Annotated in this window: 11 protein-coding genes; all 11 read right to left on the bottom strand. The window is 67.5% G+C overall.

The window, feature by feature from the left end; all coding sequences use genetic code 11:
* Complete coding sequence (gene guaD / locus MTAI_RS07660) at window positions 1-1,296, bottom strand: guanine deaminase (RefSeq protein ID WP_027888291.1); 1,296 nt, start codon at window positions 1,294-1,296, stop codon at window positions 1-3.
* 11 nt (window positions 1,297-1,307) lie between these two features.
* Complete coding sequence (gene ade, locus MTAI_RS07665; RefSeq protein ID WP_043982273.1) at window positions 1,308-3,089, bottom strand: adenine deaminase; 1,782 nt, start codon at window positions 3,087-3,089, stop codon at window positions 1,308-1,310.
* Between the two features lie 103 nt (window positions 3,090-3,192).
* On the bottom strand, window positions 3,193-4,338 hold the full coding sequence (locus MTAI_RS07670; protein WP_027888290.1) for a BMP family ABC transporter substrate-binding protein: 1,146 nt from the start codon (window positions 4,336-4,338) through the stop codon (window positions 3,193-3,195).
* Window positions 4,339-4,358: 20 nt separating this feature from the next.
* Window positions 4,359-5,231, bottom strand: a complete 873-nt coding sequence (locus MTAI_RS07675; protein WP_027888289.1) for an ABC transporter permease — start codon at window positions 5,229-5,231, stop codon at window positions 4,359-4,361.
* A gap of 449 nt (window positions 5,232-5,680) precedes the next feature.
* Complete coding sequence (locus tag MTAI_RS07680; protein WP_027888287.1) at window positions 5,681-6,736, bottom strand: ABC transporter permease; 1,056 nt, start codon at window positions 6,734-6,736, stop codon at window positions 5,681-5,683.
* Window positions 6,733-8,229, bottom strand: a complete 1,497-nt coding sequence (locus MTAI_RS07685) for an ABC transporter ATP-binding protein (protein ID WP_027888286.1) — start codon at window positions 8,227-8,229, stop codon at window positions 6,733-6,735. The genes MTAI_RS07680 and MTAI_RS07685 overlap by 4 nt, the downstream gene beginning before the upstream one ends.
* A 26-nt stretch (window positions 8,230-8,255) precedes the next feature.
* Entirely contained in the window at window positions 8,256-9,098 is an 843-nt protein-coding gene (gene xdhC, locus MTAI_RS07690; RefSeq protein WP_027888285.1) for a xanthine dehydrogenase accessory protein XdhC, read from the bottom strand.
* The gene (gene xdhB / locus MTAI_RS07695) at window positions 9,098-11,416 is read right to left on the bottom strand and encodes a xanthine dehydrogenase molybdopterin binding subunit (RefSeq protein WP_027888284.1); all 2,319 of its coding nucleotides are present in this window, start codon (window positions 11,414-11,416) and stop codon (window positions 9,098-9,100) included. Before xdhB ends, xdhC begins: the two co-directional genes overlap by 1 nt.
* Window positions 11,413-12,798 carry a xanthine dehydrogenase small subunit gene (locus MTAI_RS15600; protein ID WP_027888283.1) on the bottom strand — a complete coding sequence of 462 codons (1,386 nt, stop codon included), beginning with the start codon at window positions 12,796-12,798 and terminating at the stop codon, window positions 11,413-11,415. The genes xdhB and MTAI_RS15600 overlap by 4 nt, the downstream gene beginning before the upstream one ends.
* A 467-nt stretch (window positions 12,799-13,265) precedes the next feature.
* Window positions 13,266-15,500: an ATP-dependent Clp protease ATP-binding subunit ClpA gene (gene clpA / locus MTAI_RS07705; protein ID WP_027888282.1), complete on the bottom strand. Its 2,235-nt coding sequence runs from the start codon at window positions 15,498-15,500 to the stop codon at window positions 13,266-13,268.
* Between the two features lie 57 nt (window positions 15,501-15,557).
* Window positions 15,558-16,202, bottom strand: a complete 645-nt coding sequence (locus tag MTAI_RS07710) for a cation diffusion facilitator family transporter (RefSeq protein ID WP_027888281.1) — start codon at window positions 16,200-16,202, stop codon at window positions 15,558-15,560.
* Window positions 16,203-16,227: the final 25 nt, after the last annotated feature.

The following is a 16,227-nucleotide window of genomic DNA, read 5'->3' on the forward strand; positions in this document are numbered from 1 at the left end:
TCAAAAAACCAGCGGGGCTGCGCGGCCCTCGAGCCAGACCTGGTGCACCTGGGCCTCGCCGTGCAGCGTGAAAAGCGATCCCAGCAGATCCTCAGCCGAGTCCAGGTGGCGGAAGTGCACCTCGAGGGCGCTGCCGGGTTCGGGCTTAACCCAGATCACATCGGCGGCCTTGCCGGGGGTCAGACTCCCCACGGTCTCACCCAGGCCCAGAGCCTCGGCCCCGGCCAGGGTGGCCAGGTAAAGCAGGTGGGCCGGGGTCAGGCGCACCCCCTCGGGGGCGTAGCGCTGGGCCAGGTAGGCCATCAGCCCTTCCTTGAGCAGGCTAAACCCGGTGCCGCCCCCCACATCCGAGCCCAGCCCGAAGCGAACCCCGTGCCGCAGGTGTCGGTTCATGGGGAAGATACCGCTGCCGATAAAGGCGTTGGAGCTCGGGCAGTGGGCGATGGCCGCCCGGGCCTCGGCCAGGCGGGCCAGCTCGGGTTCGGTGGGGTGGACGTTGTGGGCCAGCACCGAGCGCTCGGTTACCAGGCCAAAGCGGTCGTAGGTGTGCAGGTAGTGCCGGCTCCAGGGGAAAAGCTCGGCCACGGTGCGGATCTCCTCGAGGTTCTCGTTGATGTGGGTGGTGAAGTGCAGGTCGGGGTGCTCCTGCAAGAGGGTCTGGCAGACCTCGAGCAACCCCTCCGAGGCCGAGAGGGCGAAGCGGGGGGTCACCGCGTAGCGCAGCTTGCCCCGGCCATGAAAGCGCTGGATGAGCATCTTCTGCTCGGCATAGCTCCGCTCGGGGGTGGTGTGCAGCTCGGGGCGCAGCATCCGGTCGGAGCAGATCTGCCCGGCGATGAGGCGCAGGCCCACGTCCTCGGCGGCCCCGAACAGGTTGGCGGTGGCCCCCTGAAAGTGCGAGCCAAAGACCAGCGCGGTGGTGGTGCCGTTGCGCAAGAGGAGCCCGACGAACTCGCGGGCCAGCTCACGGGCCAGCTTGTTGTCGGAAAGCCGGGCCTCCAAGGGCAGGGTGCGCTTTTCCAGCCAGTCCAGAAGCGAGTAGCCCATCGCGCCAATCACCCGGGTTTGCGGGTAGTGCACGTGGGTGTCCACCAGCCCCGGCAGCAGCACCCCTTCGCGGCAGTCCTGCACGGGGGCCTCGGGGTACTGCTTTCGCACCTCGGAAAAGCTGCCCAGCGCAACGATCTGCCCATCCCGCAAGGCCAACCCCCCATCGGAAAAGGCCTCGAGGGCCCTGTCGGTGCGGAAGGGATTTTGTGGTGTGTGAAGGATCAGGCCACGCAGCAGAACGGTCATGCCGACCTATTCTACTCGGTGTACGGACGCAAGCCGTCCCGAAGGGGATCGTTCTCATAGAGCCCCACCACCGCCCCCTGCCGCACATCCACCAGGCCGTGGTCGGTCAGGCGCAGCTCGGGGATCACCGCCAGCCCCAGGAAGGAAAGCACCATGTAGGGGTCGGGCAGGCTCACCCCCAGGGTTTTGGCGGCGGCCTCGAGGGCCTGTAGCCTGGCGTCCACCGCCTCCAAGGGCTCGTCGGTCATCAGGCCGGCGATGGGCAGGGCCAGCTCGGCCAGCACCCGGCCGTCGGCCACCGCCACCATCCCGCCGCCCAGGGCTTCGAGCCGCCGGGCCGCCGTTACGATCTCGGCGTCCGAGACCCCCACCGCCATCAGGTTGTGGTGGTCGTGGCCCACCGTGCAGGCCAGGGCTCCTTTTTGCAGGCCAAACGCGGTCACCAGGCCCTTGCCGATCCGGCCGTTTTTGCCGTGGCGCTCAAAGCACACCAGCTTGGCCAGGTCGCGGCTGGGGTCGGCCACCACCTCCCCATCGCGCACCGTGGGCTCGAGGCGCACCTCCTCTGTCAGCACCTGGTGCGGAATAGGCCGGATCACCCGCACCTTGCCTGCACCGGCTGGAATTCGCAGATCCTGGGGGCCAAGGTCGGGCAGCCGGACGGTATGGGAGACCGCCCTCGAGGCTTCGGCCCTGGGGAGCGGCACCTCCAGTTGTCCCTGGTGGGCCACCCGGCGGCCCCGCTGATAGACCGCCCAGGCCCGGAAGCTGTGCAGGTCGTCCAGCACCACCAGGTCGGCCTGGAAGCCAGGGGCGATGGCTCCCCGACGCAAAAGACGGTAGTGGCGGGCCACGTTCCAGCTACCGGCGCGGATGGCGTAGGCCGGGTCTACCCCCAGCCCGATGGCCTTGCGCACCAGGAAGTCCACCCCGCCCTCCCTGAGCAGGTCGGAGGGCAGGCGGTCGTCGGTCACCAGGCCGATGCGGTCGCCGTGCTCCGGGCGCAGCAGGGGGGCCAGGGCCTCCAGGTTGCGGGTGGTGGAGCCTTCGCGCACCATCAAAAAGCAGCCGGCCTCGAGCTTGGCCCGCCCTTCCTCCAGGGTGGTGCTCTCGTGGTCGGAGGCGATGCCGCTGGCCAGGTAGCCCTGCAGCGCGGGCCCCATCAGGGTGGGGGCGTGGCCTTCGGGCGATTTGCGGAAGCGCTCGGCCAAGAGCACCTTGCTAAGCTCGGTTGCCTCGGCGGCCAGGATGGCCGGGAAGCTCATCAGCTCGGCCACCCCCACCACCCTGGGGTGGGCCAGCAGCCGCTCGATCTCGGCCAGCCCCAGCACCGCACCGCTGGTTTCCAGGGGCGTGGAGGGCACCGAGGAGGGCACGGTGACCCAGACCTCCAGGGGCAGCCCCTCGCTGGCCTCCATCAGCCACTCGATGCCGGCCACCCCGGCCACATTGCCGATCTCGTGGGGATCGGTGACCACCCCGGTCACCCCCCGGGGCACCACCCCCCGCGCATACTCCACCGGGGAGACCAGGGAGGACTCGAGGTGCACGTGCCCGTCAATCAGGCCGGGGGCCACCCAGCGGCCCTCCAGATCCACCACCTCCATCGCTTGGGCCGAGGCGTACTCCGGCCCCACCGCCGCCACCAGCCGCCCGGCCAGCAGGATGTGGGTGTGCTGGATTTCCAGCGTGAACACATTGACCAGCCGCGCATTTTTGAAAAGCAGGCTTCCCGGCTGTCGGCCCATCGCCACGTCTACGGCGTACTGGAGGTCGGATGGCTGGAGGTTCATGTTCTACGCATGGTACTAATGAGCCCAGGCCCCCCGCAAGCCGCCAGAGTGAAAAAACCGGCCTGGACAGAGGGCGTTCTGTCCAGGCCAATGGCTCGATGAACTATTTGGGCTCGTCCGGCACCGGGCCCACCACCCCAGGGGCCACCCACTGCATCTCGTTGAGCTCCTTCACGGTCATCTTGCGCCCCGCCGGCACGCGCAGCACGCCGTTGCGGTCGCGGATGGGGCCGGTGAAGGGATCCCACTTGGGGTTGGGGCTCTGGATGTCTTTGTAAAGCTCCATCACCCGGTCGTAGACGCTCACCTTCCTGCCGTTCACGGTCATGCTGGCCTGCTTAAGAGCCGGCTCGAACTTGGGGTTGATGGGCATGCCCACCTGGGCCCCCAGCATCACCGCCCTCTCGCGGGCCAGCCACCAGTAGTCCACGTTCTGCAGGTTCCTGGGGGTGTAGGTGCCGTTCTGCACTTTCTTCAGGATGTCGATGTAAATGACGCTCCAGTCCACCAACTGCCCCGAGACCACGTAGTCGGGGGCGTACTTGTACATCGAGTTGTAGTGGCTGAAGCTGGGCACCCGGCGCCGGGCCGCGGTCTGGATGACCGTGGCGGTGTCCTCGGTAAAGGCCAGGATGTCGTTGCCCTCGGCCATCAGGGCTTCGGCGGCCTCGCGGGCCTTCACGGGGTCGTACCAGGCGTTGATCCACTTCACGTTCACGGTGGCGCGGGGGTTGACCGCCCGCACGCCCAGGGCGAAAGCCGAGATGTGGCGCTTGAGCTCGGGGATGGGGAAAGCCGCCACGTAGCCCACCTTGCCGCTCTTGGTGAGCGCACCCGCCATCAGGCCGTTGAGGTAGTAGATCTGGTAGAAGTCGGCCATGTAGGTGAGCATGTTGGGGGCCCGCTTGAAGCCGGAAGCATGGGCGAAGATGATCTCGGGGTACTTTTTGGCGGCCTCGAGGGTCGGATCCATGAAGTCGAATGAGGTGGTGAAGATCACCTTACAGCCGCCCGCAACCAGCCGGTCTACCGTGGCCAGGGTATCGGCCGGTTTGACCGACTCCACGTACTGGGTGGTGAGCCCCGGAATGGCTTTCTCGGCGGCCCGCCGGGCCTCGTCGTGGGCGTAGGTCCAGCCCACATCGCCGATGGGGCCTACGTAGATAAAGCAGGCTTTAAGGCCCGTCGGCTGGGCCATCCCCAGGCCAAGCATCAGCGCCGTCACAGTACCAATCAACCACTTTCGCATACATCCCCTCCAACCTAAACTTAGCGTTCACCCCGCCGATAGGGTTTTCCCAAAGCCTCGGGGGCACTGCCCTGCTGTCCGCGCAGTCCGGACAAGGCCAGCACAAGTATAACCAGAAGGTACGGCAGGCTCGCGAACACCTCGGAAGGAATGGCCGCCTGGCCTTGGAGCCGGAATTGGAGATAGTATAGCAAGCCGAAAAAAATGGCCCCAAACACCGCCCGAAGCGGGCTCCAGCCCACAAAAATCACCAGGGCCACCGCAATCCAGCCCAGCCCCGCGGTCATGCCATCGGTCCAGGAGGGGCGGTAGACCAGCGAAAGGTAGGCCCCGGCCAGCCCGGCCAGCGACCCACCCGCCGCCACCGCCAGGTAGCGCACCCGCAGCACGTTGATGCCCAGCAGGTCGGCCGCCGCGGGGTTCTCGCCCACCGAACGCAGCGAAAGGCCCCAGCGGGTGGCATACAGCACAAAAGCCAGCAGACCCGCCAGCACAAAAGCCCCCAGGGTGAAAGGCCACTCCGGGGGCTGGTTGAAGAGCGGCAGCCCCTCATAGCGCTTGCCCAGCAGCCCCGCCGTGCCCAGGCCCACCATGGTCAGGGCCAGGCCCGAGACAAACTGGTTGGCCTGCAAAGTGATGGTGACGAAGCCGTGCAGCAAAGCGGCCAGCGCCCCGGCCAGCATGGCCGCCAGCACCGCCAGCCAGAGGTTGCCATCCCCCGCCCCGCTGCCGTAGGCCACCGCAAAACCGGCCAGGGCCCCCAGGGCCATCATGCCCTCCACCCCCAGGTTCACCACCCCGGCCCGCTCGTTCAGGATGGCCCCCAGGCAGGCGATTAGGAGGGGGGTGCCAAAGGATAGGGCTCGAGCCAAAGCGTTGATGACTTCTTCCATGTGCACCTATGACAACAGTATGCAGCTTAGACCCTCAAAGCGCTCGAAGTCCTGGTCGAAGGTGACAAGCAAAAGCAGCCAGGGGGTGCTTCCATCCCCGTACCAGTGTTCGCAGTGCGTCATCCAGCCGCTGGGGATCCTCTGGCAGGGCGAACCAGAAAATGTTGTCAGGAAGCGGTAGGCTCATCCAAAAGACCCCATAGCTCCGCATGCGCGTAAGCCCTAATCCTACGACCCGCCTCAGGCACGACGGGCAGGATGCGTTGAGCCGTACTGGTGGCTTGACGGTTCAAACCCTCCTCCAAGCACCTCAGCACTATTTCCCTTAGGGGTTTTCCCTCCCGAACGGCCAACTGCTTGAGTCGGTTGTACAGGTCATCGGGCAAGTTCAGCGTGGTTCGCATAAGTTCGTACCAGCATAACCGCTTCCGGCGGGTATTGGGGCCGTCTTACCTACCCCAGCGAACACGGTAGCGCAAAAAAAGCTCCGAACCAATCAGGCAGAACAGAATCACCCCGCTGAAGATATCCACGATGCGAAAGGGCATGTTGAGGCTGACCTTCAGCAGGTCGCCCCCGGCCAGCACCAGGCCCATCAGGGGGGCGGTGAGGAGCACCAGGGCCGGGTGGCCTCGAGCCAGCCAGGCCACGATGATGGCGGTAAAGCCATAGCCACTGGAAAGCTGGCTGGGCTCGATGAGCCGGTGGTGGATGCCCGCAATCTCCCCTACCCCGGCCAGACCGGCCATACCGCCGGTGATGAGGGCCAGCAGCAGCAGCACCCGGCCCTGGGCAATCCCCAGGTAGCGCGCGGCCCCTGGGTTCTCGCCCACGATGCGCATGCGGAAGCCCAGGGTGGTGCGGAAGAGCACGAACTGCAAGACCAGGGCCAGCAGCACCCCCAGCAGCAGGGTGGGCCAATGCACGCTCGAGCCCGCCCAGACCGGAATCTGCTGGTACTCGGCGAAGCGGTCGGAGTAGATGTAGCCCCGCACATCCTTGCCCCGCCAGGGGCCGTTGATCAGGAAGATGACCAGCGACTGGGCCACGTAGTTGAGCATCAGGGTGGAGAGGATCTCATTGACGCTGAAGCGCAGCCGCAGCCAGGCCGCCAGGCCGCACCACAGCGCCCCGCCCAGAGCGCCGGCCAGGGCCATGGCCGGCAGGCTCAAAGGCGCCGGCAAGGGCAGGAAGAGGGCCACCCCGGCGGCCAGCACCGCCCCCAGCAGAAGCTGGCCCTCAGCCCCGATGTTGTAGAACTGGGTGCGAAAAGCCAGGGTCAGGCCCACCCCAATCAGCAGCAGGGGGATGCTGCGGCGCAGGATCTCCTGCCAGCCCTTGGCGTCCAGCAGGGTGCCGCTGAGCATGAGGCGGTAGACCTCGAGGGGGTTCTGCCCGTAGGCCACAAACACCGCGCCCACCAGCACAAAGGCCAGCCCCAGCGCAGCCAGCGTGACCCCCAGCACCCGCCCGGGCGAGGCATTCGCCAGAGGCTCGAGCCTCACGCCACACCCCCAGTCATCCACAGGCCGATGGCCTCGCGCGAGACCTCTTCCACCGCAAATGGCCCCTGCAAGGCCCCCCGGTAGAGCACCCCGATGCGGTCGGAGAGCGAGAGCAGCTCCTCCAGATCCTCCGAGACCAGAAGCACCGCCGAGCCCTGCTGGGTTTTTTCCAGCAAGACCCGGTGCACCTGCTCGGTGGCCCCAATATCGAGGCCGTAGGTGGGGTGCACGGCCAGGATGAGCTGGGGCTGCCCGGCCAGTTCGCGGGCCAGAATCACCTTCTGGATGTTGCCGCCCGAAAGGAGCCTCGAGGGGGTGCGCAGGCTGGGGGTGGCGATGGCGTAGGCCTGCACCTGCCGCCGGGCTTCCTCTTCAAAGGCCCTGGGGTTGAGCAGGCCGCCGCGGGCCCAGGGGGGCCGGTCGAAGGTGCGCAGGGCCAGGTTCTCGGCCACGTTCATGCTGGGCACGGTGCCCATCTGGATGCGATCCTCGGGGATGTGGGCCACCCCCAGATCGAACAGCCGCGCCGGGCTGGGCGGCAGGGGCTGTCCCAGGAGCCGCACCGCGCCCGCCTCGATGCTTCTGAGCCCTGCCAGCACCTCCACCAGCTCGCTCTGCCCGTTGCCCGCCACCCCGGCCAGGCCCAGGATTTCCCCGCGATGTAGCCGGAAGGAGACCCCCTGCAAGGCCGGAAGGTTGCGGCTGGATCTCGCCCGCAGGCCGTCCACCTCGAGCACCACCTCTCCCAGCGCGGCGCTTTGACGCTTGCGCTCAAAGCTCACGCTGCGCCCCACCATCAGCTCGGCCAGCCTGGGCTTGCTGGCCTCTTCCCGCAAGAGGCTGCCCACCACCCGGCCCCGGCGCAGCACCGTGCAGCGGTCGGCGATGGACAGCACCTCCTCGAGCTTGTGGGAGATAAAAATAAGCGACTTGCCCGCCGCCCGCAGCTCCCGCATCACCCTGAACAGCGCCTCGGCCTCCTGGGGGGTGAGCACGCTGGTCGGCTCGTCCAGGATGAGCACCTTGGCCCCCCGCAGCAGGGCCCGCACGATCTCCACCCGCTGCTTCTCGCCCGGTGAAAGCTGGAAGACCGGGGCCCTGGGGTCAATCTGCAGGCCGTAGCCCTGGGCGATGCGCTCCACCAGGGGCCCGATGCGCTGCGCGGGCCACAGGGGGCTGCCAATGCCCAGGGCCAGGTTTTCGGCCACGGTGTGGCGGCCTACCAGCGTGGGGTGCTGGGGCACCAGCCCGATGCCCAGCCGGAGCGCGTCCATGGGGGAGGCAATGCGCACCGGACGGCCCTCCACCCAGATCTCCCCCTCGTCGGGGCGGTAGAGGCCATACAGAATCGAGACGAGGGTGGACTTGCCAGCCCCGTTCTCCCCCAGAAGCGCCAGCACCTCGCCGGGGTAGACCTCGAGGCTCACCTTATCGTTGGCGACCACCCCCGGAAAGCGCTTGGTGATGTTTTTCAGCTCGAGCAGCGCCGACATTGCCGCAAATCATACAGAAAACCGTGCTACTCGACCACCTTGGCGCGCCCCGGCAGGGCCTGGGGGCTATCCTGGAAAATAAAGGGCAGCAGCTGGGCCGCCGTGGCGATGGCGATGGCCTCCGGGGCTTTGCTTTGGATGCCCGGCAGGCCGATGGGGGTGGTGACCCGCTGCAGATCCTGCTCGGAAAAACCCTGGGCCATTAGCTTCTGCCGGAAGCGGGCCCACTTGCCCGCGCTCCCGATAAGGCCGATGTAGCCCAGGTCGGCCCGGCGCAGGGCCATCTCGAGCACGAACAGATCCTCGGCGTGGTCGTGGGTCATGACCACCAGGTGCGAGCCCGCCGGCAGGTCGTTCACCACCCCGTCCAGGATGGGGGCGTGGAAGGCTTTAATCTCGGCCTCGCCGTGGCGGAGGGGCGCTAAGCGCGCTTCGGACAACATCTCGGCCCTCGAGTCCACCAGCCAGAGGGCCACCGGGCAGATCGAGAGCACCTGGGCCAGGGCCAGCCCCACATGCCCCACCCCGAAGATCGCCACCGTGGGCCGGGCGGGAACGACCCGCTCGAGCAACAAAGTCACCTCGCCCCCACAGCACTGCACCCCGTACTCGGCGGGGGCCTGCTCGGTGAGCCGCAGGGTGTGCATCTGCGGGGTGGGCTGGCCGGTTTCGCTCAGCATCCGGCGGGCCAGCCCGACGGCGGTGGCCTCGAGGTTCCCGCCCCCAATGGTGCCGTAGACCGCCTCCGCCGTCACCAGCATCTTGGCCCCGGCCTCGCGGGGGGCATGGCCGCGCACCGCCACCAGGGTGACCAGCACCAGGGGTATCCGGCGCTCCGTCAGCTGGGCCAGGTGCTCAAACCACCTCATCAATCCCCAAAGACCAGGGCCCCTCGCCGCACCTTCTCGATGGCCCAGTAGACCGCCTCAGGCGTGGCCGGCGAGGCCAGCTCCACATACCCCCCGGCGCCAAAGGCCGCCACCGCGTCGCGCAGGGCCTCGCGCACCGAGATGGCCAGCATCAAAGGGGGCTCCCCGACCGCTTTAGAGCCGTACACCACCCCGGTCTCGGTGGCCCTGGGCAGGAGCCGCACGTTGAAGACCGGGGGCAGCTCGGAGAAGCTGGGCAGCTTGTAGGTGCTGGCCGAGCGGGTGGCCAGGCGGCCCTCCGCGTCCCAGCGCAGGTCTTCTACGGTGAGCCAGCCCAGGCCCTGCATAAAGCCGCCCTCCACCTGGCCCAGGTCGATCAGCGGCGAGAGCGAGTCGCCCACGTCGTGCAGGATGTCCACCCGGCGCACGGTGTACTGGCCGGTGAACCCGTCCACCTCCACCTCGCTCACCGCCGCCCCGTAGGCGAAGTAGTGGAAGGGCTTGCCCCGCATCCGGGCCTTGTCCCAGTGCAGGCCGGGGGTGCGGTAGAAGCCGTCGGCGAAGAGCTGCACCCGCTGGGCGTAGGCGGCCCTGACCACCTCGGCGAAGGCGAGGCGCTCCTCGGGCTTCCAGATGCTCCAGACCTGGCCGTCCTCAAACACCACGTCGGCGGGGTTCACCCCAAAGCGCTGGGCCGCCACCACCGCCAGCCGGGCTTTGATCTTCTCGCAGGCCTCCTTGACCGCGGCCCCGTTCAGATCGGACCCGGTGGAGGCCGCGGTGGCCGAGGTGTTGGGGATTTTGTCGGTGCGGGTGGGCATCAGGCGAATGGCCTCGAGCGGCACCCCCAGGGCCTCGGCGGCAATCTGCTGAATCTTGGTATAAAGCCCTTGGCCCATCTCGGTGCCCCCGTGGTTGACCTGCACCGAGCCGTCCTGATAGACCAGCACCAGCGCTCCGGCCTGGTTGTAGGCGGTGAAGTTGAAGGAGATACCGAACTTGACCGGGGTGATGGCCAGGCCCCGCTTGCGCTGCGGGTTCTGGGCGTTAAAAAGGGCAACCTCGCGCCGGCGGCGCTCGAACTCGGCGCTGCTCTTGAGCTCGTCCCAGATCAGGCGGATGCGCTCGACATCCTTGATGGGCTGGCCGTAGTGGGTGGTGGAGGTCTCCGGGCTGTCCGACGGCCCGTAGAAGTTGCGCTCCCGCACCACCTCCGGCGGCAGCCCCAGGGTCTGGGCCACCTGGGTGAGCACCTCCTCGATAAAGACCATACCCTGCGGCCCGCCAAAGCCCCTGAAGGCGGTCTGGGAGGTTTTGTGGGTCTTGCAGACCCGCCCGGTGACCTCGAGGTGGGGGATGAAGTAGGCGTTGTCGATGTGGCAAAGCGCACGGGCCAGCACCGCCTCGCTCAGATCCAGCGACCAGCCCCCATCCGAGAAGAGCTCGATCTGCAAGGCCAGCAGCCGCCCTTCCTCGGAGCAGCCCACCTTCCAGCGGGCGTAGAAGGGGTGGCGCTTGCCGGTGAGGGCGATGTCCTGCCACCGATTCAGCCGCACCCGCACCGGGCGCCGGGTCAGGTAGGCCCCCAGGGCCGCCACCGCCGCATAGGGGCTGGCCTGCACCTCCTTGCCGCCAAAGCCCCCGCCCATGCGGATGCACTGCACCGTGACCTGGTTGCGCGGCAGGCCCAGCACCTGGGCCACCACCTCCTGGGTCTCGGAGGGGTGCTGGGTGGAGGAGTGCACCAGGATATGGCCGGTCTCGTCGAGCAGGGCCAGCGAGGCCTGGGTCTCGAGGTAGAAGTGCTCCTGCCCCCCCAGGTAGAGCGCCCCCGACAGAACCCGCGCCGAGGCGCGGAAGCCCTGCTCGAGGTCGCCCCGGCGGATCTGCAGGGTGGCGCCCTGGAAGCTCCCCTGGGCGATGGCCTCCTCGAGGGTGAGGATGGCCGGCAGGGGTTCGTACTCCACCACCACCCGCTCCGCCCCCAGCCGCGCGGCCTCCTCGGTCTCGGCCAGCACCCAGGCCACCGCCTGGCCGTGGTACATTACCTCGCAAGGGAACAAAGGCTCGTCGCCCTTGATGCCGGCGTCGTTCAGGCCCGGCACGTCCGCGGCGGTGAGCACCCGCACCACCCCCGGCACCCGGTGGGCCGGCGCGGGCTCGAGGCGCAGCACGCGGGCATGGGCATGAGGGGCCTGCACCGGCCAGGCGTGGAGGGCCTGGGGGTAGCGGGGCAGCAGGTCGTCGGTGTAGAGGGCCCGCCCGGTCACGTGTTCCCTGGCGGACTCGTGGGGAATCGCCTGGCCCACCACCTTCATACGGCCACCTCCGCGGTCTCGGCATGGAACTTTTGTAAGAGATTTCCCAGCATGGCCGTGCGGTAGGCCGCGCTGCCCCGGTGATCGTCGATGGGCCTGAACTCGCCCCGGATCACCTCGGCCGCGGCCCGCACGGTGCGCTCGTCCCAGGGCTTGCCCTGCAAAAAGGCCTCGGTCTGGTAGGCCCGCACCGGGGTGGCGGCCACCCCGCCCAGGCCAATCCGGATGTGCTGCACCACGCCCGCTTCCAGCCGCAGGGCAAAGGCGGCGGCCACCGTGGAGATATCGTCCAGGCGGCGCTTGGATACCTTGTAAAAGCGGGCCTGCGGAGCCAGGGGCAAAGGAATGCGCACCGCGCGGATGACCTCGCCGGGGCTCAGGGCGGTCTGGCGGTAGCCGGTGAAGAAGCGCTCGAGCGGCACCACCCGCTCCCCCGCCGCGCTCACCAGCACCGCCTCGGCCTCCAGGGCCAGCAGGACCGGCGGGCCGTCGCCGATGGGCGAGGCCGTGCCCAGGTTGCCCCCCAGGGTGGCCCGGTTGCGGATCAGGCGCGAGGCGAACAGGGGAAACCACTCGCTTAGGAGGGGGATGCGGCCGGCCAGCCAGCGCTCGAGCTCGCTAAGGGAGACGCCCGCACCGATCTCGACATAATCTGGGCCCCACTGCAGGGTCTGGAGCTCGGGCAGGGCGCTCAGGTCGAGGAGCACCTCGGCCCGGGCAAAACGCTGATTGACCTCCACCACCAGATCGGTGCCGCCGGCCACCAGCCGGGCCTGGGGGTGGGCCTCCAGGGCCTGGAAAAGCTCGGGCAGGGAGGCCGGGCGCAGGTAGGTGGGGCCGGCCTGGTAGTGCAGGGGGCCCAGGGGTGGGGCGGGTTCCGAGAGCCGCCGGGCCAGGGGATCCTCGGGGCTGGGCCGGCCCAGCGCGAGCGCCGCGTCGCGGATGGGCCGGTAGCCGGTGCAGCGGCAGAGGTTGCCGGAGAGGGCCTCGAGGTCGAACCCCTCCCGCCCTTTGCGGTAGTACTCCGCCGCCATGCTGACCACGAAGCCCGGCGTGCAGTAGCCGCACTGCGAGCCCCCTTGCAGCATGGCCTGCTGCACCGGATGCAGGTCTCCATTCCCGGAAAGCCCCTCCACCGTCCAGACCTCCCGACCGGCCAGGCTGGGCAGCAGCAGCAGGCAGCCGTTCACCGCCTCGAGGCGCGATCCTTGGTCATCGGGCCTTAGCAGCAGCACCGCACAGGCCCCGCACTCCCCTTCCGCACAGCCTTCTTTGCTGCCGGTCAGGCCTGCCTGGCGCAGCCACGAAAGCAAGGTGGTATGTGGGTCTAGATCGGAAACCCGAACAGCTTTTCCATTCAACTGAAAGCTCAACTCGGCCACCCAAGCCCTCCTGGCATCTGGCTGTCTATGGAAGTTTATTGTACTCCCCATGGCGCTACAAACTGACGCGCAGTTTCCATTGCCAAAGACCAGGCCCCCGGCCCGATAAAAACAGCAGCACAGCGAAGGAGCCCTGGCACTGCGATCCCCTTACGGGGCTTTTTGTTTGCAACCGCATACCCCATAAACGCCGTCCTGCACGGCTCTCCCAGAAGGGGGTGCTGTGGTAAGTACGGGGTCAAAAAGCGCCTTTTTTGCCATGATGGTTTGCTTTTTAACCCCCTTGGGGGCTGGATGGCCTTATCTATCGCAAAACCGGGCTTTCAAGATCCGCCGTCGGGAAGTCCGACAGGGGGCATAGTAGCGCTCTGCGCCAAACAGAATGGGTCATTCTGCCAAAGGGCTTTTGTGCTGTCCAAGCGGGATCTGGTGCGATCGCGCAGGCATTTAGCCCCTCTTGCACCGGCTCAATGGGTTTTCAGGGCAAGCTCCTCGCCCTGGCGCACAATCTGCAGACGCCCCCCGTGCTTGAGGGGGCCAAAGAGCAGCAGGTCGGCCAGGGGTTTCTTGATTTTTTCCTGGATCAAGCGGGCCAGCGGGCGGGCTCCCATCAGCTTGTCGTAGCCTTTTTCGGCCAGCCACTCCACCGCTTCGGGGCTAACCTCCAGCGCCACCTTGCGCTCTTTGAGCTGGGCCTCGAGCTGCCCCAGGAACTTGCCCACAATCTGCTGCATGATTTCCGGGGAAAGCGGGTTGAAGTGCACGATGGCGTCCAGGCGGTTGCGAAACTCCGGGGTGAAGAGGCGCTTGAGGGCCTCCTCGCTGGCCTCGGCCTTGGTGCCGCCCAAAAAGCCCACCCGCCGCTCGCTGGCCTCGGCGGCCCCGGCGTTGGTGGTCATGATCAGAATGGTGCTGCGGAAGTCCACGGTCTTGCCGTTGTGGTCGGTGAGCCTGCCATAGTCCATGACCTGCAACAAAATGGCGTAGAGGTCGGGGTGGGCTTTCTCGATCTCGTCGAGCAAGAGCACGCAGTGGGGGTTTTGCAGCACCGCGTCGGTGAGCAGGCCGCCCTGGTCGAAGCCCACATAGCCCGGCGGTGCGCCGATCAGCCTCGAGACCGAGTGCTTCTCCATGTACTCCGACATGTCGAAGCGCAGGAGCGGCACCCCCAGCGAGGCCGCCAGCTGGCGGGCCAGCTCGGTCTTGCCCACCCCGGTGGGGCCGGCGAACAGGTAGGCACCGATGGGTTTTTGTGGGTCGCGCAGGCCGGCGCGCGAGAGCTTGATGGCGCTGGCCACTTCCTCTACCGCCCGATCCTGCCCGAAGACCGCGCGTTTTAGCTCCTGCTCGAGGTTGGCCAGCACGGCCTCGTCATCGCGGCTCAGGTTCTTGGCCGGAATGCGGGCCATGCGGGCCACGGTGGCCTCGACCTCGGCCACCCCGATGCGGTTCTTGCGCTTGCCCGGCGGCAACAGGGCCTGGGCCGCCCCGGCCTCGTCCAGCACGTCCAGCGCCGAGTCGGGCAGGCGGCGCTCGGAAAGGTGGCGGGCCGAGAGCTCCACCGCCCGCTCGAGGGCCGCTTTGGTGTAGGTGAGCCGGTGGTGGGCCTCCAGGCGCGGCTTGAGCCCCTCCAGGATCTTCACCGCCTCGGCGTGGGAAGGCTCGCCGATGTCGATCTTCTGGAAGCGCCGGGCGATGGCCCGGTCTTTCTCAAAGTGCTTGTACTCGGCAAAGGTGGTGGCCCCAATGCAGCGCAGCTTGCCGGTGAGGGCCGGCTTGAGCAGGTTGCTGGCGTCCACCGTGGAGCCGGTGGTGGAGCCCGCGCCCACGATGGTGTGAATCTCGTCGATGAACAAAATGGCGTTGGGATGGGCCTCGAGGGCCTTCATCACCGCCTTGACCCGCTCCTCGAAGTCGCCCCGATAGCGCGTACCGGCCAGCAGGCTGCCCATGTCCAGCGCGAAGACCTCGGCCCCCACCAGCCGGCTGGGCAGGGTGGCCCCGGCCGGGGGGGCCACGATCAGCTGGGCCAGCCCCTCCACCAGCGCGGTCTTGCCCACCCCCGGGTCGCCCACCAGGAGGGGGTTGTTCTTCTGCCGGCGCGAAAGAACCGTCAGGATGCGCTCGAGCTCCTTCTCCCGCCCAATCAGCGGGTCGAGCTCGCCCTTGCGGGCCCGTTCGGTCAGGTTGGTGCAGTAGGCCTCGAGGGGGTTCTCGGCCACACCCCCACCTTCCTCGCCCACCTGCACGGGCTCGATCCTGGGCGATACCCCCCGCGGCAGGGCCCCCCGCGAGATGGCCGAGGTCAGGTCGAGGCGGGTCACACCGAGCTGCTCCAGCAGGGCATAAGCCGCCGACTGCCGCTCGTCCATGATGGCCACCAGCACATTGGCCCCGTTGGCCTGGTCGCGCCCGGCCGAGCGCATCTGCCACACCGCCCGCTGGATCACCCGCTGAAAGGCCGTGGTGGGCTCGGGCTGGACACCCGGCAGGCGCTCGAACTGGCGCAGCGACTCCTCGAGCAAAGCCCGCAGGTGCTCGAGGTCGACCTTGCAGTACTGCAACACCCGGCTGGCGTCGGGGTCGTCGAGCAGGGCCAAAAGCAGGTGCTCGAGGCCCGCGTACTCGTGCCCGCGCTCGAGGGCAATCTCCAGCGCGCGGCGGATGGAACGTTCAAGGGTGGGGGTCAGGGGTGTCTCCATACCTGCTATTCCGAGTCTAGCAGGCCGGTGGTTTCCGATTGTTGCAAAAGTTGCCCACTAGCTTACAGTGTGGCAGCCGCATTCTGCGCCATTGGCCTTGGCAAAGGCCTCGCGGCCCTCGGTAAAGGACAGGTAGGCCAGGCCCAAGGCCCCCAGACTGTCCACAAACCAGATGCCGCTCAGGCTGTAAATCAGGCTCGACAGGAGCAGCAGGCCCGACATATACATGCAGACCCGCGCACACTTGGCATCGGCCAGGATGGCCTCCGAGCCCAGGGCCACACCCGCCTGGGTTTTATAGTGAATCAAAAGCCACATCAGCGAGATGGAGATCAGGGCGATGATCAGGCCGGCCAGGGTGGTTTCGGGCTTGTGCTGGGTGCTCAGGTTGTAGAGGGCCATGACCGAAAGAATCGCGGTCAGCCCGTAAAAACCGGTTCCGGTGATCTGCAGGGCGGTTTTCTCGAAACGGCCTTTGGGCGCCCCGGGGTGCCGCCAGATGCGCAGCACCATGGCCAGAATGCCCAGGCCCGAGATCATCTCGATGAAGCTATCCAGGCCAAAACCAAAAAGGGTAAGGGACTCGTCGGCAACGCCGAACCAGACCGAGACCAGACCCTCGAGCAGGTTGTAGACAACGGTTAGAATCGCCAGAGCAAAGGCCAGCCGGTACCAGCGTTGATCCTGGGAAGAAAGATACATACCCAAACCCTACCCCAGGCAACAG

Origin of the sequence: Meiothermus taiwanensis WR-220, assembly GCF_003568585.1 — a bacterium.
GTDB classification, from domain to species: Bacteria; Deinococcota; Deinococci; order Deinococcales; family Thermaceae; genus Meiothermus; species Meiothermus taiwanensis.

Excerpts from the sequence above, each read along its gene's own strand:
- xdhB (WP_027888284.1), bottom strand. The coding sequence starts at position 11,416 with ATGAAGGTGGTGGGCCAGGCGATTCCCCACGAGTCCGCCAGGGAACAC.
- MTAI_RS07685 (WP_027888286.1), bottom strand. The coding sequence starts at position 8,229 with ATGTCGGCGCTGCTCGAGCTGAAAAACATCACCAAGCGCTTTCCGGGG.
- ade (WP_043982273.1), bottom strand. The coding sequence starts at position 3,089 with ATGAACCTCCAGCCATCCGACCTCCAGTACGCCGTAGACGTGGCGATG.
- MTAI_RS07710 (WP_027888281.1), bottom strand. The coding sequence starts at position 16,202 with ATGTATCTTTCTTCCCAGGATCAACGCTGGTACCGGCTGGCCTTTGCT.
- MTAI_RS07675 (WP_027888289.1), bottom strand. The coding sequence starts at position 5,231 with ATGGAAGAAGTCATCAACGCTTTGGCTCGAGCCCTATCCTTTGGCACC.
- clpA (WP_027888282.1), bottom strand. The coding sequence starts at position 15,500 with ATGGAGACACCCCTGACCCCCACCCTTGAACGTTCCATCCGCCGCGCG.
- xdhC (WP_027888285.1), bottom strand. The coding sequence starts at position 9,098 with ATGAGGTGGTTTGAGCACCTGGCCCAGCTGACGGAGCGCCGGATACCC.
- guaD (WP_027888291.1), bottom strand. The coding sequence starts at position 1,296 with ATGACCGTTCTGCTGCGTGGCCTGATCCTTCACACACCACAAAATCCC.
- MTAI_RS07670 (WP_027888290.1), bottom strand. The coding sequence starts at position 4,338 with ATGCGAAAGTGGTTGATTGGTACTGTGACGGCGCTGATGCTTGGCCTG.